At 47.0% G+C, this 19,904-nt stretch carries 19 protein-coding genes; 13 read left to right on the top strand and 6 right to left on the bottom strand.

All coding sequences use genetic code 11. The annotated features are described in order from the left end of the window. Positions 1–90 precede the first annotated feature (90 nt). The 3 genes from aat (at position 91) to infA (ending at position 1,891) form a co-directional block, all read left to right on the top strand. The gene (aat, locus tag OLMES_RS10155) at positions 91–792 is read left to right on the top strand and encodes a leucyl/phenylalanyl-tRNA--protein transferase (RefSeq protein ID WP_087461164.1); all 702 of its coding nucleotides are present in this window, start codon (positions 91–93) and stop codon (positions 790–792) included. A 12-nt stretch (positions 793–804) separates the two neighbouring features. Then, positions 805–1,509, top strand: coding sequence for an arginyltransferase (locus tag OLMES_RS10150; protein WP_087461163.1), 705 nt, complete (start codon positions 805–807; stop codon positions 1,507–1,509). Positions 1,510–1,672: 163 nt separating this feature from the next. Next, the gene (gene infA, locus OLMES_RS10145; protein ID WP_087461162.1) at positions 1,673–1,891 is read left to right on the top strand and encodes a translation initiation factor IF-1; all 219 of its coding nucleotides are present in this window, start codon (positions 1,673–1,675) and stop codon (positions 1,889–1,891) included. A gap of 152 nt (positions 1,892–2,043) precedes the next feature. Here the strand turns inward: infA and clpA are convergent, their stop codons facing one another. Together clpA and clpS are read right to left on the bottom strand one after the other, a co-directional pair. Next, the gene (clpA, locus tag OLMES_RS10140; protein WP_087461161.1) at positions 2,044–4,317 is read right to left on the bottom strand and encodes an ATP-dependent Clp protease ATP-binding subunit ClpA; all 2,274 of its coding nucleotides are present in this window, start codon (positions 4,315–4,317) and stop codon (positions 2,044–2,046) included. Between the two features lie 18 nt (positions 4,318–4,335). Next, positions 4,336–4,701 carry an ATP-dependent Clp protease adapter ClpS gene (clpS, locus tag OLMES_RS10135; protein ID WP_087461160.1) on the bottom strand — a complete coding sequence of 122 codons (366 nt, stop codon included), beginning with the start codon at positions 4,699–4,701 and terminating at the stop codon, positions 4,336–4,338. Positions 4,702–5,312: 611 nt separating this feature from the next. Between clpS and OLMES_RS28825 the strand changes: the two genes are divergently transcribed. Further along, positions 5,313–5,645 (top strand): cold shock domain-containing protein, encoded by a 333-nt coding sequence (locus OLMES_RS28825; RefSeq protein ID WP_087461159.1) that lies wholly within the window; start codon positions 5,313–5,315, stop codon positions 5,643–5,645. Between the two features lie 325 nt (positions 5,646–5,970). Here OLMES_RS28825 and icd read toward each other — a convergent pair whose 3' ends face one another. Further along, positions 5,971–7,233, bottom strand: coding sequence for an NADP-dependent isocitrate dehydrogenase (gene icd / locus OLMES_RS10125; RefSeq protein ID WP_087461158.1), 1,263 nt, complete (start codon positions 7,231–7,233; stop codon positions 5,971–5,973). Between the two features lie 301 nt (positions 7,234–7,534). On the opposite strand from icd, the gene OLMES_RS10120 reads away from it, so the two are divergent. The 7 genes from OLMES_RS10120 to OLMES_RS10090 all read left to right on the top strand — a co-directional run bounded on the left by OLMES_RS10120 (position 7,535) and on the right by OLMES_RS10090 (position 14,136). After that, on the top strand, positions 7,535–8,173 hold the full coding sequence (locus OLMES_RS10120; RefSeq protein ID WP_087461157.1) for a pseudouridine synthase: 639 nt from the start codon (positions 7,535–7,537) through the stop codon (positions 8,171–8,173). 28 nt (positions 8,174–8,201) lie between these two features. After that, positions 8,202–8,660, top strand: a complete 459-nt coding sequence (locus OLMES_RS10115) for an NUDIX hydrolase (protein WP_087461156.1) — start codon at positions 8,202–8,204, stop codon at positions 8,658–8,660. A 99-nt stretch (positions 8,661–8,759) separates the two neighbouring features. Then, positions 8,760–9,911, top strand: a complete 1,152-nt coding sequence (gene mnmA / locus OLMES_RS10110; RefSeq protein ID WP_157678244.1) for a tRNA 2-thiouridine(34) synthase MnmA — start codon at positions 8,760–8,762, stop codon at positions 9,909–9,911. A gap of 53 nt (positions 9,912–9,964) precedes the next feature. Further along, complete coding sequence (gene hflD, locus OLMES_RS10105) at positions 9,965–10,588, top strand: high frequency lysogenization protein HflD (protein WP_087461155.1); 624 nt, start codon at positions 9,965–9,967, stop codon at positions 10,586–10,588. Between the two features lie 79 nt (positions 10,589–10,667). Next, on the top strand, positions 10,668–12,038 hold the full coding sequence (gene purB, locus OLMES_RS10100; RefSeq protein ID WP_087461154.1) for an adenylosuccinate lyase: 1,371 nt from the start codon (positions 10,668–10,670) through the stop codon (positions 12,036–12,038). 170 nt (positions 12,039–12,208) lie between these two features. Next, on the top strand, positions 12,209–13,228 hold the full coding sequence (gene ansA / locus OLMES_RS10095; protein WP_087461153.1) for an asparaginase: 1,020 nt from the start codon (positions 12,209–12,211) through the stop codon (positions 13,226–13,228). A gap of 47 nt (positions 13,229–13,275) precedes the next feature. After that, positions 13,276–14,136 (top strand): peroxiredoxin family protein, encoded by an 861-nt coding sequence (locus tag OLMES_RS10090; RefSeq protein WP_087461152.1) that lies wholly within the window; start codon positions 13,276–13,278, stop codon positions 14,134–14,136. A gap of 22 nt (positions 14,137–14,158) precedes the next feature. Here OLMES_RS10090 and OLMES_RS10085 read toward each other — a convergent pair whose 3' ends face one another. Next, positions 14,159–14,833 (bottom strand): type 1 glutamine amidotransferase domain-containing protein, encoded by a 675-nt coding sequence (locus tag OLMES_RS10085; protein ID WP_087461151.1) that lies wholly within the window; start codon positions 14,831–14,833, stop codon positions 14,159–14,161. A 212-nt stretch (positions 14,834–15,045) separates the two neighbouring features. Here OLMES_RS10085 and OLMES_RS10080 point away from each other — a divergent pair, with 212 nt between their 5' ends. Both OLMES_RS10080 and OLMES_RS10075 read left to right on the top strand, forming a co-directional pair. Further along, on the top strand, positions 15,046–15,939 hold the full coding sequence (locus tag OLMES_RS10080; RefSeq protein WP_087461150.1) for a LysR family transcriptional regulator: 894 nt from the start codon (positions 15,046–15,048) through the stop codon (positions 15,937–15,939). Between the two features lie 141 nt (positions 15,940–16,080). Next, positions 16,081–17,028 carry a glycosyltransferase family 2 protein gene (locus OLMES_RS10075; RefSeq protein ID WP_157678243.1) on the top strand — a complete coding sequence of 316 codons (948 nt, stop codon included), beginning with the start codon at positions 16,081–16,083 and terminating at the stop codon, positions 17,026–17,028. An 84-nt stretch (positions 17,029–17,112) separates the two neighbouring features. Here OLMES_RS10075 and OLMES_RS10070 read toward each other — a convergent pair whose 3' ends face one another. Together OLMES_RS10070 and OLMES_RS10065 are read right to left on the bottom strand one after the other, a co-directional pair. Next, positions 17,113–18,705, bottom strand: a complete 1,593-nt coding sequence (locus OLMES_RS10070) for an ABC-F family ATPase (RefSeq protein ID WP_087461148.1) — start codon at positions 18,703–18,705, stop codon at positions 17,113–17,115. Positions 18,706–18,981: 276 nt separating this feature from the next. After that, complete coding sequence (locus tag OLMES_RS10065; RefSeq protein WP_087461147.1) at positions 18,982–19,881, bottom strand: LysR substrate-binding domain-containing protein; 900 nt, start codon at positions 19,879–19,881, stop codon at positions 18,982–18,984. Between the last annotated feature and the right edge of the window lie 23 nt (positions 19,882–19,904).

Genomic DNA, 19,904 nt, shown 5'->3' with positions numbered 1-19,904 from the left:
TAATCGCAAACCCACCAACTCAGCGGATTGAATGCCAGCGTCTTGGTGGGTGGACACACCCTCAAAAAATAGTCAGGAACACACATCACTATGGGTGACATCGTTTGGCTTGATAGCGACCAAACCCCCTTCCCGCTGCCAGAAAACGCCCTAAAAGATCCCAATGGCCTTCTCGCGGCAGGGGGCGATCTTTCACCTAAACGACTGATCAACGCCTACAGTCACGGTATATTCCCCTGGTTCGAAAAAGACCAACCCATACTATGGTGGTCTCCAGAGCCGCGCTGCCTGATTGACGACGAGCACCTGCATATCTCAAAATCACTGCGCAAACGCCTCAACAAACGCGATTATGAAATTCGTATTGATACTGAGTTTGAGCGGGTAATCCGCGCCTGCGCGGGACGCCGGAAAAACAGCAGCGGTACCTGGATTACAGAGGAAATGATCCAGGCCTATATTCGCCTGAATGCAATTGGCGTGGCACACTCGTTTGAAGTGTGGATAGGGGAAAAATTGGTAGGTGGGCTTTACGGCGTCAGCATTGGACCTTGTTTTTTCGGTGAGTCAATGTTTTCACACCAATCAGACACGTCCAAAATCGCCTTTGTGCACTTGGTGAAACAACTAACCGATTGGGGCTTCGCCTTGATCGACTGTCAGCTTGAGAATCCCCATCTTGGTACCTTGGGCGCATACCCTGTTTCACGGGAACGGTTTTTGACTATACTCAGAAAAGAAATTGTGAAATCGTCACCCATTTCCGAGTGGAAATTTACTTGGCACTGGTAATATTATGTCAACATGACCAGCCTTCATACCCTTATCTTCTATGCAACTCCAGAGCATGATTGCAGCTACCTGGAGGATCAACACGCTACGACAATGTTTGTGGATCCCCGTGCGCATGTCGACAATCAGCTTTATACCCAACTTTCTCAACTTGGCTTTCGACGGAGCGGGAGCCACTACTATCGCCCTCATTGCCAGAACTGTAATGCATGCATTCCGGCAAGAGTTCCTGTCACGGACTTTAAACCCAATCGCTCGCAGAAGCGCTGCCTGAACCGGAATAGCGAATGCACAGTCATCACTCGACGCCCGGATTACCGGGAAGAACACTACCGGCTCTATGAGCGCTATATTACTATTCGGCATTCCGACGGTGATATGTTTCCGCCCAGCCGGGAACAATATGAATCATTCCTGACCTCTGCCACCGGAACGACCCTTTTTGTAGAGTTTTGGCATGGTGGGTGCCTTATGGCCGTTAGTGTTGTTGATGAATTGCAAGATGGACTCTCTGCCATCTATACATTTTTTGACCCAGACCTGGAGCACTTGAGCCCTGGTGTATATTCCGTACTTTGGGCAATCGAAGAAACCCAGCGACGGAAAAAGCCCTATTTATATCTTGGCTATTGGATTAAAACCTGCCCCAAAATGAGCTATAAAATAAAATATCGGCCAATCGAACTCCTTGTTAAGGAACAATGGTTGCGGATTTAGTGTCGAATTCTTTGCCAAACACCAACTTTTCAGGCAAAATGGCGGCTTTTTAAGCGAGGGTCAAAGTGACCAGGGTTCATCAAGACCGCTTACCCCCACTTTAACACCTCCTGAGACAGAATATTTAACCCTAATCGATTAGCTACACAGAGGTTTCTGCTGAATGGCAAAAGAAGATGTGATTGAAATGGAAGGCACTATTGTTGATACGCTTCCAAACACAATGTTCAGAGTTGAACTCGAAAACGGTCACGTGGTCACTGCACATATTTCAGGAAAAATGCGCAAAAACTACATCAGAATCCTGACTGGCGACAAAGTTAAGGTCGAACTGACGCCATACGACCTTAGCAAAGGCCGCATTGTCTACCGCGCACGTTGAGGCTTCATCAGACTCAAGCGCACGCTTGAGAGCCTGAGACCAAAGCAGAGCCGGAAAACAAAACAGGGAGCCTATGCCCCCTGTTTTGTTTTCCGGTTTTTCTGTCTGCTTAACGTAATAACAGCTCCAAGCAGGCCTGAATGCCCATGGCGTTAATCTGCCTCAGCCACAGCAACCTTTTCGACGTCATATTTAATTTCACCATCTTTCACGTAAACATGAACATCTCCACCACCCTCAGTGAGCTCACCAAAAAGTATCTCTTCCGCCAAAGGCTTCTTCAGAACTTCCTGTATCAGGCGTGACATCGGTCTGGCCCCCATCCGATCATCATAACCACGCTCAGCAAGCAGCACCTTCGCTTCATCATCCACATGCAACTGAACACGCTTATCATCCAACTGAGCCTGTAGCTCAACGAGGAATTTATCCACCACATGGGTAATCGTTGTGCGTGACAATGGAGCAAACTGGATAATGGCATCAAGGCGATTACGAAACTCGGGTGTAAACAACTTGTTTATCGCCTCAGTACCATCCGAGCTATGATCCTGCTCACTAAAGCCAATTGAGCGACGACTAATAACATCTGCCCCAGCATTCGTTGTCATCACCAGAATTACATGCCGAAAATCAGCTTTACGACCATTATTGTCCGTTAGCGTTCCATGATCCATAACCTGCAACAACAAATTAAACACTTCAGGATGCGCTTTCTCGATTTCATCCAGCAACAGAACACAATGCGGACTCTTGTTGATCGCCTCAGTGAGCAACCCACCTTGATCGTAGCCAACATATCCCGGGGGCGCACCAATCAACCGCGACACGGTGTGGCGCTCCATATACTCAGACATATCAAAGCGAACCAACTCAATCCCCATCACCTTGGCCAACTGCTTGGTCACCTCGGTTTTACCGACACCAGTTGGACCGGAAAACAAAAATGCACCATCAGGCTTATCCGGCGACTTTAAACCAGCCCGGGACATTTTGATCGCTGTTGCCAGCGATACGATTGCCTCATTCTGGCCAAACACCACCATTTTCAGATCACGCTCAAGGTTCCGCAGTACATCTTTGTCAGACGTGGAAACATTTTTTGGCGGAATTCGAGCAATCATTGCCACAATATCCTCAATGGTTGAAACGCCAATCACTTTCTTACGTTTCGCTGAGGTTTTCAGGCGCTGACTCGCTCCGGCCTCATCGATTACATCAATAGCCTTGTCGGGCAAATGCCGATCAGTGATGTAACGATCTGCCAGCTCTGCGGCAGCCCTTAAGGCCTTGTCCGTATATTTCAGGTCATGATGTTTCTCAAATTGAGACTTCAATCCCTTCAATATCTGATAGGTATCTTCAACATTCGGCTCAACAACATCAATTTTCTGGAAACGACGCGCCAGCGCGCTGTCTTTCTCGAAAATACCGCGAAACTCCGAGAATGTAGTCGAACCGATACATCGAATTTCACCTGAACTCAACAGCGGTTTGAGCAAGTTGGAAGCATCCATCACACCACCGGATGCTGAACCCGCTCCAATGATTGTATGTATCTCGTCAATAAACAGAATCGAATGCTGCTTTTTCTTCAATTCCGCCAACAGCGCCTTAAACCGTTTCTCAAAGTCACCCCGGTATTTTGTACCCGCAAGCAAAGCGCCAAGATCCAGTGAAAAGACAACTGCATCTTCCATCACCTCGGGTACATTACCATCCACGATCTGTTTGGCCAGACCTTCTGCGATTGCTGTTTTTCCGACACCCGCCTCACCAACCAATAGCGGATTGTTTTTACGTCGCCGGGACAGAATTTGAACAACACGTTCAACCTCTTTCTCACGCCCAATCAAAGGGTCAATACGCCCTTGCTTGGCTTGCTCATTGAGATTTGTGGCATAGGATTCAAGCGGATTGGAAGCACTACTTTCTTCCACCCCTTCTTCCTGGTGTTCGCTCTCAGGCGACTCCTGATCATGGTGCCCAGGCACCTTGGAAATACCGTGGGAAATAAAATTGACCACATCGATTCGGGCAATATTTTGTTTTTTCAGCACATACACAGCCTGACTTTCCTGTTCGCTGAAAATCGCCACGATCACATTGGCACCTGTCACTTCCTTTTTACCGGAAGACTGGACGTGAAAAACAGCTCGCTGTAACACGCGCTGAAACCCAAGCGTAGGTTGGGTTTCCCGTTCACTGTCATCACTGGGAATCAGTGGCGTTGTGGAATCGACAAACTCTGTCAGCTCATCTTTCAGACGATCAACGTCAGCACCACAGGCGACCAAAACCTTCGCCGCTGCCTCATTGTCTAGCAGAGCCAATAACAGATGCTCTACCGTCATGAATTCGTGTCTCTTATCACGTGCACACTTAAAGGCAGCATTAAGTGTCAGTTCGAGGTCTTTACTCAGCATATCTCACCCCAAATTCTTTTAGTCTGCTCTCTCAATCTCGCACAACAACGGGTGCTCACACTCAGACGAGTATTGATTGACCTGCGCAGCTTTTGTTTCTGCTATGTCCCGAGTATAAATGCCGCAAACAGCTTTCCCCTGCGTATGCACAGCCAGCATAATCTGCGTGGCTTTTTCTTCATTCATGGCAAAAAATGTCATTAACACTTCCACAACAAAATCCATGGGCGTGTAATCATCATTAATCATCACCACCTTGTATAACGAAGGCTTCTTTAACGCCGGTTTACTGTAGGACAGAGCGACTCCGCCCTCTCCGCCTTGATGGTCCTCTTGATCACCATTCTGATTTAATATTAGTAGACTATTTCCAAAAATACTCATTGTCGCCCAACTAAATTTTGCAACTTTTAATAAAATTTTAATGTTTGTGTATTATGCGGACATTCCCGAAAGAGCCCTACGTTGGCACACTAAACAACCCCGTAAAACAAACCCATTTCAAATATAACGTCTGCTGATACGGCGCGGTCAGTCACTTAAGCGTTTACCCGCCAAAACACAACACTTGTTTAATCAACCTCCCAGCACATTAACAGTCCCTTGAGCCAAACATTCCATTTACAGAGTACCCGCCGGTTAACAGAAGTTACACCCAATTAATAGAAGCCACTTCTTTTCTTGTTACCTATCCTGCTAACTTGCCCTCAAAATGCTCGCAGCTACTCGAGAAACGCGCACATTTTGATGACACCCTCACTATTAACACAGCTGATTTCGGCAATCCACTGCTTAGACAACTATCACTCAGCATTATTCCCGAGTTACGAGGAAATTTACAAGAATAAATTTGTTTAAATCGGACGAGTTTCGCTTGACTATCGCACTCTAATAGTCAAAAGTAAGGGCTATAATAAAAATTGAAAGTCAACATATAAAAATAAAACTGAATGGGCACAGTCTGTTCACAATAGAGATGGACAAGGGAGTCGATCATGCCTTTAGGTAAAGTAAAGTGGTTCAACAATGCAAAAGGATATGGCTTCATTATTGAAGACGGAGGAACAGAGGATCTGTTCGCACATTTCTCTTCCATTCAAATGGAAGGATATAAGACCCTGAAAGCCGGACAAGCCGTTGAATTTGAAAAACAGCCGAGCAATAAAGGGACTCATGCAATTAATATTGTTGCCGTAGCCGGCGAAGTATCGGAAACATCAGCCGAACACGCCGATACGAGCCAAGGTAACATGACTTCAGATAACAGCCCCCCCGGTTCGCCGCAAGCAACGATACATGAGGAAACTCGTGAAGCGCTCAGTGCCTGACTAAACTGACAATTTCACCGTGATTAGCACCCAAACAGTGACTTGTTGGCATATGAAACCTTTGCACCCTTTGATCAAGTCAAAGCGCGACAAACCCGAAATAACTCGTTTCTGGTTGAGCACTGAATTAGTGGCATAAAAGACTACGCTGCCGCCTGATCACATACCGCTGGGTGTGAGACCGGTCGATCATGCTCGTGCTCGAAAAGCCGATCCTAGCACTAAGTAAGCCCTGTGACACTAAGCCCTGTGTCATACGGCTTACTTATGCTTCATATTAGTGCACCATTATAGAAATGCAAACAGTTTTTCCATTAAAATTCACTTAACGCCCCATTTTGGCAATGATAGCATCGCCAAATTCTGAAGCTTTCAGGAGCGTTGCATCCGGCATCAAACGCTCAAAATCATATGTAACCGTTTTAGCTTCAATCGCACCCTCTACCCCTTTGAGAATAAGATCTGCAGCCTCTGCCCATCCCAAATGACGCAACATCATCTCTGCTGAAAGTATCAAAGAGCCTGGATTCACTTTATCTTGTCCTGCATATTTTGGTGCAGTACCATGAGTTGCTTCAAACAAAGCGACACTACCGCCGATATTTGCTCCAGGTGCAATACCTATTCCACCGACCTCCGCTGCGAGTGCATCGGAGATGTAATCACCGTTCAGGTTGAGCGTCGCTATTACACTGTACTCTTCAGGACGCATGAGTATCTGCTGAAGAAAAGCATCTGCGATTACATCTTTTATGACAATATCTTTCCCGGTCACCGGGTTCTGGAATACATGCCAGGGACCACCGTCCAAAGGCTTGGCACCAAACCGCTCTCTGGCAAGCTCATAACCCCAGTCTTTGAACGCACCTTCGGTGAATTTCATGATGTTGCCCTTGTGAACAAGGGTCACAGAGTCTTTATCATTGTCTATTGCGTACTGGATGGCTTTACGGACGAGACGCTTGGTTCCTTCTTCTGAAACCGGCTTAATACCGATACCACACCCTTCGGGAAACCGAATTTTGGTAACCCCCATTTCATCCCGCAGAAAGTTGATCAACTTCTTGGCCTCCGGACTGTCGGCCTGCCACTCTATCCCCGCGTAGATATCTTCAGAATTTTCCCGGAAAATAACCATATCCGTTTTCTCGGGATTATTAACCGGGCTCGGCACCCCCTTGAACCAGCGCACCGGACGCTGGCAAACATAGAGATCCAGTTCCTGCCGCAGCGCCACATTCAGGCTTCTTATTCCCCCGCCTACAGGGGTTGTTAGCGGGCCTTTTATGCCCACAGAAAACTCAGTCAACGCGTCGAGGGTTTCCTCTGGCAACCACACATCGGGCCCATAAATCCGGGTAGCTTTCTCACCAGCATAAATCTCCATCCAGGCAATCGCTTTCTTGGAGCCATATGCTTTTTCTACGGCTGCATTTACAACGCTAAGCATCGGTGGCGTCACGTCCACACCAATACCATCCCCCTCAATATACGGAATAATTGGATGGTTTGGCACGGTCAGGGAAAGATCGGCATTGACGGTAATTTTGTCGCCGTCAGCCGGAACTTTGATCTTTAGGTATCCCATTTTTCACTCCCTTATCATATGATAACTATCGTCGAAAAAGGCACGGTCAAAAAGATAGACACATATACGACCCCAAGCGTAAACGCTCATTCAAACATAACGATAAACGCGTAAGCCTTTCATCATATTTTAATTTTATTACAAATCGCCAAACGTACATCATTCAACCGCGGATTTTATTACAAATTTCCGAATATGTTACACTGACTTCCGGTACAGCTCGTTTACGCAATAAGTACAGCTTTGCCAAAATTGCTCGATTCTTCAATCAACTCAACTTTTATCGGACTTATCTCAGAACGTGGCCAAACTGGTAATTTTTAATAAGCCCTATCAAGTGCTATCGCAATTCACCGATAAAGAAGGACGAAAAACACTTGCAGAATACATTCAATTTAACAATGTTTACTCGATTGGCCGCCTGGACTACGACTCCGAAGGGCTACTGCTACTTACCGACAGCGGTTACCTGAAAAATCAAATTGCCCACCCCCGAAATAAACAGCCGAAAACGTATTGGGTTCAAGTCGAAGGATCAATTTCAGATAATGCCTTGCAACAACTCCGCAATGGCATTGAACTCAATGATGGCCCGACGCTTCCTGCGAAAGCCCGGAGAATTAACACCCCCGTCATCCCGAACCGGGATCCCCCCGTCCGCACCAGAAAAAACATTACCGACAGCTGGCTTGAGTTGACGATTACTGAAGGCCGAAATAGACAGGTTCGCCGAATGACCGCAGCGGTGGGCTTTCCAACATTACGACTTTACCGGTATCGAGTGGGGGACTGGAATCTGGATCAGCTGTCCCCCGGCGAATTCCATGTAATCAATATCAACGTTCCGGAAGGTGGAAGGCCTGCCAAACCCGACTACCGGACAGGAATGCGACCAAACAAAGCAACAAGAAAAAACCATTCAAAATTTAAACGCCACTGACCATTCTAACCAGCACAGGTACAAGATCATGATATGGATGCCACATGCGACCGTAGCCGTTATTTGTGAAAAAAAGGGGGAATTTCTCCTTGTTGAAGAAACCAGTGAGGGGCAAACTGTTATCAACCAGCCCGCGGGACACATCGAAGAACATGAACGGATTATTGATGCCGTGCACCGGGAAACCCTTGAGGAAACAGGTTGGACTATCCACGTCGAAAATTTCCTGGGAATTTATACCTATCGAGCACCCAGCAATCGACAAACCTATTACCGGTTTTGCTTTATCGCAGAAGCGCTCGAGCAAGTTTCCGAGCAATACGATACGGGTATCATTGGCCCTCGATGGCTGGATTACGAGCGCCTCACCAAAGATTCAGAAAGGCTCCGTAGCCCGTTGGTTTTGAGGTGCATAGATGATTACCTCGCAGGAAAACGCTACCCCTTGTCTGTAATTGATGACTTTGCAGCCACCCAGTTGGCTTAAGGCCCTGCTGAGAGGAGCAAACCAGCGGGGCCGAGGTACTTTTTCTACGGAACAAGTGATACAATTCGCCCCCTGTTTTCCAATCTATACGAGTCGAAAGTGAGCAACAAACCTGCATCTGATACACGTGTCATCGTCGGTATGTCCGGCGGAGTCGATTCATCTGTTTCTGCCCTTCTATTGAAACAACAAGGGTACCAGGTAGAAGGCCTGTTTATGAAAAACTGGGATGAAGACGATGGCACCGAGTACTGCACTGCAATGCAAGACCTTGAGGATGCACAAAAAGTCAGTGACACACTGGGTATAAAACTGCACACTGCAAGTTTTGCAGCAGAGTATTGGGACAATGTTTTTGAGCATTTCCTGACCGAGTATCGTGCAGGCCGAACACCCAATCCGGATATACTCTGCAATAAAGAAATCAAGTTTAAAGCATTTCTGGATTACGCCCACACACTTGGTGCTGACTACATTGCAACAGGACACTATGTTCGCTCTAGGGACATACCGCCAGCAAACACCACTGAAAACGCGGACTCACTATCCAGGGCTGAATTACTTAAAGGACTCGACCCTAACAAGGATCAAAGCTATTTTCTGCATGCCGTGAATGGACATCGCATTGCTGAAACACTGTTTCCAGTGGGACATCTGGAGAAGCCTCAAGTGCGTAAACTGGCGGTGGAAGAGGGTCTGATCACTCACGACAAGAAAGATTCCACAGGCATCTGCTTCATTGGAGAACGAAAATTCAGCGATTTCCTGAAACAGTATCTACCAGCACAACCCGGTAACATTCGCACAGAGCATGGAGATATCATTGGCCAGCACCAAGGATTGATGTATCACACAATAGGTCAAAGGCAAGGGTTAGGTATCGGTGGTCTGAAAAATTACACCGAATCCCCTTGGTATGTTGCCGGCAAAGATTTGACAAACAACGAGTTACTGGTTGTTCAAGGGAAAAATAATCCGCTACTGTTCGCCAAATATCTTTTCACAGGCCAAATCGACTGGATAAATGACCAGCCGGACTTCAGCAAACAGTTGACCGCCAAAGTTCGCTACCGACAACCTGATCAAGAGTGTATGATTAAACCGGTGGATAGTGGAGGCCAAACTTTATTTATGGTCGAATTCAACGCGCCGCAACGGGCCGTTACACCGGGCCAATATGTTGTGTTTTATGATGGTGAAGTCTGTCTCGGTGGCGGGATCATCGAGAAAGCAAGCAATTCACCGAACTGATTCTGTTCGCCCTACGTATAAAGACATTTAAAGCCGACGAGAACGAGTTTACCTTGAGTTATACAACTGTTGATCAAACCATCGCACTGGCTGGAATATTTCAAGCCGCTTCACTGGTACAACAAATTGCTCACAACGGAAGCTGTGCGCCTCAATTTTTCGAAACCAGCCTTAACAGCCTGTTTGTAATCAACCCTGCCGATACAATCGGGGTTTTCGGACAAGCCCATGATATACGGCTCGGCTTAAGAGAGTTGCTCGCAGCACTGGACAAGAACAATAAAAGCCAGAATGTTGAAACCATTCGCTATGCACTCAGCCTGGTTCACCTGGAAAACAAGTTAAAAAAGCGACAAGACCTGCTCAGTGTGATCAGTAAACGACTCGCACAAGCAACCGAACAAAAAGAGCACTTTGGGGGCTATCACCCAAACATAATCGAAAACCTGGCATCGATCTATACCGATACCATCAGCACATTCAACTTACGTATTCAGGTCGTCGGGCAGCCCAATCATTTACAAGTCGAAGAGAATGCAGCAAAGATTCGTGCCCTGTTACTGGCCGGCATACGAAGTGCAATGCTGTGGCGGCAAGTTGGCGGCCGGCGCTGGCAACTCCTGTTCAAACGCAAAGCACTGGCCGAATGCGCCGAAAAGCAGGTTCGGAATATTTAACGCGCATTAACCTGACGTAAGCGTTAAAAAAGAGTAAAATTAACGCCTTTTTATTCACACACGCAGCGAGAGAAAGAACATGCAGTTAAATGCACTTACCGCCCTTTCCCCGATTGATGGCAGATACGGATCAAAAACAGCGGATTTGCGAAACCACTTCAGCGAATACGGATTGATTCGAAACAGGGTGAAAGTGGAAGTGCGGTGGCTACAAGCCCTGTCCAACCACCCCGAAATTACGGAAGTACCGCCCTTCTCCGACGCTGCAAATGCCAAGCTTGAAGAACTGGTTACCGGATTCTCCGAAGCCCACGCAGAGCGTGTCAAAGCAATTGAATCTGAAATCAACCATGATGTCAAAGCAGTTGAATATCTGATTAAGGAACATATTCAGGACACGCCTGAACTGAATGCAGTAAGAGAATTTGTCCATTTTGCCTGCACCTCTGAAGACATCAACAACCTTTCTCATGCTTTAATGCTGTCCGGTGGACTAAACGACGTACTTCGCCCCACGATGGACAAGACGACTGAAGCCATCGCGGTCCTGGCGGAACAGTACGCTGATGAACCGATGCTCTCAAGAACCCATGGTCAAACCGCTTCACCTACCACCGTGGGCAAGGAACTGGCCAACGTCGTTGCGCGCATGCAGCGCCAACTCAAGCAACTGGACAACATCGAACTGCTGGGCAAAATCAACGGAGCAGTTGGAAACTTTAATGCACACCTGTCCGCCTACCCGAAACTGGACTGGCTAGCCTTTTCCAAAGATTTTGTCGAAGGCCTGGGGTTAACCTGGAACCCCTACACCACTCAAATTGAGCCCCATGACTACATCGCTGAATTATTCGATATCATAGCCCGTTTCAATACGGTTCTGATCGATTTTGACCGCGATGTCTGGGGTTACATTTCCCTTGGCTATTTCAAACAAAAGCCCAATGACAAAGAAGTGGGCTCATCAACCATGCCCCACAAAGTTAACCCGATTGATTTCGAAAATTCCGAGGGCAATCTGGGGGTGGCGAATGCACTTATGAATCACCTGTCAGCCAAGCTCCCGATCTCCAGGTGGCAGCGTGATCTGACCGATTCCACAGTACTGCGCAATCTGGGATTGGGCATGGGGTATTCTTTGATTGCCTATCATGCCACGTTAAAAGGCATCAGCAAACTGGAAATCAACCCAACTCGTTTAGCAGAAGATTTGAACGCAAGCTGGGAAGTACTTGCAGAACCGATTCAGACCGTAATGCGCCGCTTCAACATTGAAAATGCCTATGAGAAACTGAAATCCCTGACCCGAGGCAAAGCGATGACAGAAGAAACTTTGAAAGCATTTATCGAGTCATTGGACATTCCACAAGATGCCAAGGAAACCTTGCTGGCGCTCACGCCGGCAACGTATACCGGGAATGCAGCCTTCCAGGCTAAAAACCTGAAGTAACACCTGTCTTTTCCTGCCGGATTAAAGTAATTGCCAACGACTGCCGCTCTCAAGTGGAGTCGACTAGAATCCGGCAGGCCCGTCTGAACTTGCACCCGTTTTGGGCATTCCCTAACGCCTGCTTAGCATATACTGAATAGACACGCCACTGTATTCAGGATATTCCATCAATGCGGAAACATATTTACATTGCTTACACGGGCGGCACCATTGGGATGCACGCGTCTTCCGATGGCTATGTGCCCAAATCAGGCTTTTTGGGGGAAATTCTCGGCGAAAAGTCGGAGTTCCATCGCCCGGAGATGCTGACTTATACGTTCAATGAGTATCCCGATCTCATCGATTCTGCCGACATGGCACCAACCCACTGGCAAGTCATTGCAGAAGACATCCAATCCCGATTCAGCCACTATGACGGATTTATTATTCTTCATGGAACGGACACCATGGCTTATACTGCTTCAGCATTGTCATTCATGTTCGAGAATCTGAGCAAGCCGGTCATTATTACCGGTTCCCAGATACCACTCTCAGAACTCCGCTCCGATGGCCAGACAAACTTACTCAATGCATTGTACATTGCTGCAAACTATCCAATTCCCGAAGTCACTCTGTTTTTTAATAACAAACTCTTCAGAGGAAACCGATCCCGAAAGGTTTATGCAGATGGGTTTAATGCATTTGATTCTCCCAACTTTGAGCCATTGCTCGAAGCGGGCATAAAAATCAAAGTCGATCCGACACTTATATCAGAGCCCCCGCTCGAGAACCTAAAAATATCCACTATTCAGCACCAGCCAATCGCAATTGTCAGTCTTTACCCCGGCTTCAGTTGCGATATGTTGGCGAACCTGCTTGAGTACCCGGTAAAAGCAATCGTCATGTTAACCTATGGCGTCGGAAACGCGCCTCAAGACCCCCTATTGATTGACCAATTGGTGGAAGCCAAACGCAAAAACATTGTTGTTGTAAACTGCACACAATGTTTACGCGGTAGTGTTAACATGATCGGCTACGCCACCGGCCAAGCATTGGAACGCGCTGGCGTCATTTCAGGTAACGACATGACACCAGAAGCAGCTTTGGCAAAACTTCACTATCTGTTGAGCAAAAACCTGACATACACTGACGTGAGAGAGAAGTTTGGCACGAATCTCAGAGGTGAGCTGACACACTCTGAACCATCATAGAATGCATTACACATTACCAACCAGTATGAACTTGAAGGACATTTGAAATGGCATCAAAACTAAAGCCGGTCTTTATCTCTGCCTACGTAACGCTGCTTGCAGTTGGCAGCATTCAGGCGCTTTATAACATTGTGTTTAAAAGTCCCATTGGTGGCTGGGTGGGCGTCCTGCTTGCTTTGGGCCCAATGCTCTACTTTTTCATCAAGTTATTTATGACGGATACAGCCCGTACCGATCCCGAACTCCGGAATTATCGATTGTTGACCTGGCTTGGTGGCTTAATCACCGTATACTTTGGCTGGAGCACGCCCGACTACGCTATCCAGATACTTTATAGCGGTTTCGTCGGTATTTTTGGGATTGCACTTTATCTCAACTGGTATTCAAAATTCGAGAACCGTGAAACTACTGCTTTATCCGTTGGGAATCCTTTGCCAGACTTCATTTTACAAGACGAAAATGGTAACTCAATTTCATCAGATGCGTTTATCGGATCCCCTACCCTCATTATTTTTTACCGGGGCAATTGGTGTCCACTGTGTATGGCCCAAATCAAAGAGGTTTCAGCCCAGTACCAACAACTCGCAGACTTGGGAGTAGCTGTCGCATTAGTGAGCCCCCAACCCCATGAAAACACCCGCAACCTGGCCAAAAAATTCTCGGTACCATTCAAATTCCTGGTTGATACCGAGAACGCCGCAGCGAAAAAATTGGGTATATTTGCGGAAGATGGTACCCCAAAGGGTCTTGAACTACTGGGCTACGACAGCGACACCGTGATGCCGACAGTTATTATTACTGATGCCCAAGGCAACATTATTTTCGCTGATCTTACCGACAATTACCGTGTCCGACCTGAACCAGATACATTTATTCAAATCTTGAAAGAACATACTGTAGCGCCGTAAGATCGGACAATTGCACTGGATCCTAGCTGTTTTTCAATAGTTCAACCATCGCAATTCCGACACCCCGGGCAGATGCTGGATTCTGCCCGGTTACGATCCGACCATCCGTGACAACATGCTGCTGCCAGGGATTTACTTTACTGTAACACCCAGCTGTTCGTGTAACGGCTTCTTCCAACAGAAAGGGAATTTTTTCAATTGTCTCAAAATCAACCTCTTCCTCACGGGTAAACGCTGTAACATGCTTTCCGGTGAGTAATTTGCTTCCGTCCGATAATTCCACGGGCAATAAACCTGCAGGACCATGACATACCGCCCCGATAGCTTGGCCGGACTCGAAAGCGCTTGCCGTAAGCTCCGCGACACTTTGATCAAAAGCCAGATCAGATAACAACCCAAATCCCCCTGGATAAAAAATACCATCATACTCTGACACATCAATCTGTCTGGCCGGAATCGTGTTTTTTATTCGCATCTTAAAGTCTTCACGCCCCAGAATGTGCTCATTGACACCATCTACTACGTCCAGCCCGTATAGCGGAGCCACTCCACCTTTGACTGACGCAATATCGTAATCATATCCTGCTTCGAGGAATACATGTAACGCATGAGTCAGTTCCGGAGCATAGGTACCGTTTTTTTCATCCGTACTACCTAACGTCTCATGATTTGTTACCCATATCAGCAATTTAGTCATTTCTCACTCTCCTGGCACGATTATCAATTTAGGAAAAATTTTCTGTCAAATTCGTGGGTACTGCCATTAACGTGCAGACACCAACATGAAAAAGAGTTTAACTTTATTTCCTTAGAGCGATAATATGGGTTTTCAGGAAATCACTATTTCAAATATGCAGTAATATACGCTTTCAAATTCATCTGAACGATTACATTCGAGAATTGGTAACCATGCCTCTCAACGCAGATATATTTGATGGAATACCCGAGTTTATAGCCGTATCCGAATGCAGGGGTTTCTCCGCTGCAGCAAAAAGATTGGGTGTATCCAACTCTCATGTAAGTAGAAAAATAAATGCACTGGAATCCCGTCTCGGTACAGTATTACTGGCAAGGACAACCCGAACGGTAAAATTAACGGAGACCGGTGAGCGCTACGTGCAAAAGTGTCGAGAAGTGCTTGATGGCATGATCGAAGCAAATGAAGTCGTCCAGACCGGGCAGGTAAGACTCGAGGGCGTCTTGCGAGTTTCCGCAGCCGGAGAGTTCGCAGAAGAGTATGTTGTACCCGCTTTACTGGCATTTGCAGAACAACATCCGGCACTCAGAATCGATATTAACTTTAATTCCCGAATGGTTAATTTTATTGAAGAAGGCATCGACTTCGCCATTCGATATGGCCGGTTACAGGATTCAGGACTTATCGCCCGGAAACTCGCAACACGTCATCTTGTCGCCTTGGCCAGCAAATCGTATCTCCAACAACACGGTGTGCCTACTCACCCCCGCGAACTGATTCAGCACAGCTGTTTAGTCGCAAACAACAATCGCTGGCTCTTCTCGGACCGGGGTCAACCGCTGGAGATACGGGTACATGGCCGTTGGCAAACGAACAGCGCACGGGCCCTCATCAAAGCCTGTAAGCAGGGTTTAGGGATATGCTATTTGCCTAAATCCAGCTATGGAGATGCACTCCAAAACCCACAAATGACAGAAATTCTAACACCGTTTTCAAGTCACGATCTAACCACATGGATCATTTATTCGAATCGAAAATATCAGCCCGCCCGAGTGAGACTCGCCATTGATCATCTGCTAAAAACATTTACAAACTGGCATGAATAAATCACGCCGGACAGGGCATGCCGCTTGTATTGCCGCAGACCCCATGCTGTAATGCAGCGCAACACCACGTTCGGCCGGATAACCAAACAGATGGACCATTCCCGGACAAATCTACTATATATGCTTTATAGGCGATCTAATATGAAAGGTATCTCTGTCGTAATTCCGATGTACAACAAGGAGCAGACAATTCAACGAAGCGTTGAGTCTGTTTTGCAGGAACAAGATATACCTCTGGAAGTGGTCATTGTTGATGACGGTAGCTCCGACAAATCCTTGGCAGTCGTTAATCAGATCAAAGATCCTCGGGTAAAATTAATCAAGCAATTCAATCGTGGCCCTTCAGCAGCCCGCAACATCGGCGCAGCAAATGCGCAATTCAATCAACTCATTTTTTTAGATGCTGATGATGTATTACACCCGGATTGTGTACGCACACAGTTTGAAAACATGCAGAACAGTAAATGCGCACTCACCTATGTTTCGTTTGATGTCGTCGATGAGCAAACGTTAGAGCACGAGCGCACTGAAATCATAACCGCGAGATTCAATAGCGAAAACGCCGACTTTGAAGCACCGGTTGACGAACTGGCAATTCGTAATATTCACTCTGGGTGTATCTCTATTAGCCGGGAACTGTTTGCGACGATAAAGGGGTTTAACGAGTCACTCAGATTTATGGAAATTACGGAGTTTCTGCTGCGCGCCTTGGCAAAAACTGACCGGGTTTATATTTCGAAATCGGTACTAACCCATAAATATGAAGATCTGGAGAACAGCCAGTTTCAACGGGAAATCAAAAACATCGAACAGCATGAGCTATTTGCTCGAAGCATCATCGCCAGCTATCACCAGGCCCCACCACGGAACAAGGGCTTACTGCAGAAAGAAGTGGTTGAAACTTTTCATGCCTTAATGGGCAGTGCAAACTCGAAACCAGCCTACGCAATACTGGCTGATGCAAAAAAACAACGGAACGCTTTCCATCAGCAAGGGCTGTTTACCCGACTACTCCTTGCACCGGCCCTGCTCTTTCCGATTTATGTTTTGCTTTTCAAAGTAAAACGCTTGCTCAAAAAACAAGCATAGTTAACGAGTCCATGACCCCCCACCCAATAAAATACACGGACAGACAACAGTGTTACTGGAGTCTGCCCGTGATTGATCTGAAAGTCAGGCTAGCCCCTGGCTGGTCAGATACTCTTCGTAATTACCCTTAAAGTCCACTACCCCCTCGGGAGTAAGCTCGATGATTCGAGTCGCAAGCGATGATACAAACTCACGATCGTGGCTAACAAAAATCAAAGTACCTTCATACATCTCAAGCGCCATATTCAATGACTCGATTGATTCCATATCAAGGTGGTTGGTCGGCTCGTCCATAACGAGAATATTAGGTCGCTGCAGCATCAATTTACCGAACAACATTCGACCTTGCTCACCACCGGATATCACTTTAACCGATTTGACGATTTCGTTTTGGGAGAATAGCAATCGCCCAAGGGTGCCACGAATAACCTGCTCGTCGTCCCCCTCCTGGCCACACTCAGCCATCCAATCCAGCAATGATTTATCTGTTTCAAAATCAGATGCGTGATCCTGAGCATAATAGCCAATTTCCGTATTCTCCGACCACTTGACCTCACCTGCATCCGGCGCGAGATCATTTACCAGGCACTTCAATAACGTTGATTTCCCGATACCATTCGGCCCGATAACCGCAATCCGCTCGCCAACCTCGACCATCAGATTCAGCCCAGCAAATAACATCAACTCATCGTAACCTTTGGACAACCCTTCAACCTCGAGGGCAAGACGGTGTAACTTTTTCTCTTGCTCAAACCGAATGAAAGGATTTTGCCGACTGGATGGTCGGACTTCATCAAGCTGAATTTTATCGATCTGTTTCGCTCGGGAGGTCGCCTGACGGGATTTGGAGGCATTTGCAGAGAAACGACTTACGAAGGCTTTTAACTCTGCGATTTGGGCCTTTTTCTTGGCATTGTCTGCTAACAGGCGCTCACGAGCCTGCGTCGCAGCAATCATGTATTCATCATACGACCCTGGGAACAATCGTAATTCACCATAATCCAGATCTGCCATATGGGTGCAAACACTGTTTAGAAAATGCCGATCGTGGGAAATGATAATCATCGTGCACTGACGCTCATTCAGAACGCCCTCAAGCCAACGTATCGTATTGATATCCAGGTTGTTCGTTGGTTCATCCAGCAACATGATATCCGGATCCGAAAATAGCACTTGTGCCAAAAGTACCCGCAACTTCCAACCCGGCGCAACTTCGCTCATCGGTCCGAAATGCTGCTCAAGTGGAATTCCCACTCCCAGTAGCAGTTCGCCTGCACGGGATTCAGCCGTGTAGCCATCCATTTCCGCGAATTCAGCTTCGAGCTCACCCGCTCGTATGCCATCTTCTTCGGTCATTTCTGCTTTGCTGTAAATCTTGTCCCGTTCTTCTTTGATGGCCCAAAGTTCATCATGACCCATGATAACGGTATCAATGACAGAGTAATTTTCGTAGGCAAATTGATCCTGCTTCAACTTACCGATGCGCTCATTGGGGTCTTTGGAAACGTTACCGGCTGAAGGCTCCAAATCACCACCCAGAATCTTCATGAACGTCGATTTGCCACAGCCGTTTGCACCAATCAAACCATACCGGTTTCCTTCACCGAATTTAACGGAAACATTTTCAAACAGCGGCTTAGCGCCAAATTGCATTGTGATATTTGCAGTTGTTAACAAGGTACTATCTCGATTTAAAGTTGCTTAAATTACGCTGCATTATGCCACAACTACCAACACAAAACCTCCACAAACACGATCACAAATCAATCAATTAACCTCAAAAAACCACACGGCAATTTAATATCCAGCAGTTCGCCCTCATTGACACTTTAATTTTTAACCTCAGCCAACGTGATTTTATCCAGGCATACACAGCGAGAGTGAGCCAGTCTATATGAGCTAGCAGCAACTCCACGCGGCGGAAACAAGGTACCAACCAAAGAATCCAATACATCAACCGGCCCAGACCAACCTTTCAATCAACCAGGCTTTAAACACAACAACTTTACGAAGTTGTTTGCTGAATGGCGATTCCAGCAAATAATAAGTAAGCCCGGGCAAGGTACAGTTTTTCCCATATGGAACCAGCCAATTGTGTTCAAGTGCAGATTGCACCAATACAGAACTCAACAGTGCGATTCCTTGCCCGGCCAATGCGGCATGGAGTACATGGTGTTCCTGATCAAACTCTATTACCTGACAGTCCCTGTGTTGAACACCATTATGCTCGCACCATCGATCCCAGGTCATGGGTGACAAGTCCGGGTTTTTCCAGCGATTCTGCAACAAGTTCTCCGAAGACAATTGATTTTCTGAAGACAATTGATTTTCTGAATCCATCAGATATTGCGTTGAGGCATAGGCCGCAAACTGCTCTGTTACCAAGGCTGTGCCCTCGTCATCCGTCATTTTTCCGTACCGTATGGCTAAATCGATGCGACTATCTCGTTTCAGGTCGTCCAGGCCTTCCCCTGTATTGATCTCCACCTGTATATCCGGGTATTGCGATTGAAAATCCACAAGATTGGGGACCAGCCAAAGTGCTGCGAAGGAGGTAGTGGTCGATACACGCAGTACAGAGTGCAATGCAGAAATGTCTTCGACGACGGTGGACAGTTGTCGCAATGCCTGGTGTGCAACCTGAGCAAGTCGCTCCCCTTCCGGAGTCAATATCACAGAGCGCACCTTGCGCTCAAACAGCGTCACCGACAGCTTGCTTTCGAGATTTGTGATTTGATGGGAAACCGCTGTGGGGGTGACATTTAGCTCCTCGGCTGCAGCCTTAAAGCTACTTAATCGAGCGGCAGCTTCGAACACACGAATACTGTTAAGTTGTGGGAGATGAGAAAACATAGTGCCACCATAGATGAGTTATT

It is taken from the genome of Oleiphilus messinensis (genome assembly GCF_002162375.1).
GTDB lineage: Bacteria > Pseudomonadota > Gammaproteobacteria > Pseudomonadales > Oleiphilaceae > Oleiphilus > Oleiphilus messinensis.
This window is presented reverse-complemented; position numbering and strand designations above follow the sequence as displayed.

Bases quoted from the DNA above. Each gene is read 5' to 3' on its own strand.
- aat (WP_087461164.1), top strand. From the start codon at position 91: ATGGGTGACATCGTTTGGCTTGATAGCGACCAAACCCCCTTCCCGCTG.
- OLMES_RS10150 (WP_087461163.1), top strand. From the start codon at position 805: ATGACCAGCCTTCATACCCTTATCTTCTATGCAACTCCAGAGCATGAT.
- infA (WP_087461162.1), top strand. From the start codon at position 1,673: ATGGCAAAAGAAGATGTGATTGAAATGGAAGGCACTATTGTTGATACG.
- clpA (WP_087461161.1), bottom strand. From the start codon at position 4,317: ATGCTGAGTAAAGACCTCGAACTGACACTTAATGCTGCCTTTAAGTGT.
- clpS (WP_087461160.1), bottom strand. From the start codon at position 4,701: ATGAGTATTTTTGGAAATAGTCTACTAATATTAAATCAGAATGGTGAT.
- OLMES_RS28825 (WP_087461159.1), top strand. From the start codon at position 5,313: ATGCCTTTAGGTAAAGTAAAGTGGTTCAACAATGCAAAAGGATATGGC.
- icd (WP_087461158.1), bottom strand. From the start codon at position 7,233: ATGGGATACCTAAAGATCAAAGTTCCGGCTGACGGCGACAAAATTACC.
- OLMES_RS10115 (WP_087461156.1), top strand. From the start codon at position 8,202: ATGATATGGATGCCACATGCGACCGTAGCCGTTATTTGTGAAAAAAAG.
- purB (WP_087461154.1), top strand. From the start codon at position 10,668: ATGCAGTTAAATGCACTTACCGCCCTTTCCCCGATTGATGGCAGATAC.
- ansA (WP_087461153.1), top strand. From the start codon at position 12,209: ATGCGGAAACATATTTACATTGCTTACACGGGCGGCACCATTGGGATG.
- OLMES_RS10090 (WP_087461152.1), top strand. From the start codon at position 13,276: ATGGCATCAAAACTAAAGCCGGTCTTTATCTCTGCCTACGTAACGCTG.
- OLMES_RS10085 (WP_087461151.1), bottom strand. From the start codon at position 14,833: ATGACTAAATTGCTGATATGGGTAACAAATCATGAGACGTTAGGTAGT.
- OLMES_RS10080 (WP_087461150.1), top strand. From the start codon at position 15,046: ATGCCTCTCAACGCAGATATATTTGATGGAATACCCGAGTTTATAGCC.
- OLMES_RS10075 (WP_157678243.1), top strand. From the start codon at position 16,081: ATGAAAGGTATCTCTGTCGTAATTCCGATGTACAACAAGGAGCAGACA.
- OLMES_RS10065 (WP_087461147.1), bottom strand. From the start codon at position 19,881: ATGTTTTCTCATCTCCCACAACTTAACAGTATTCGTGTGTTCGAAGCT.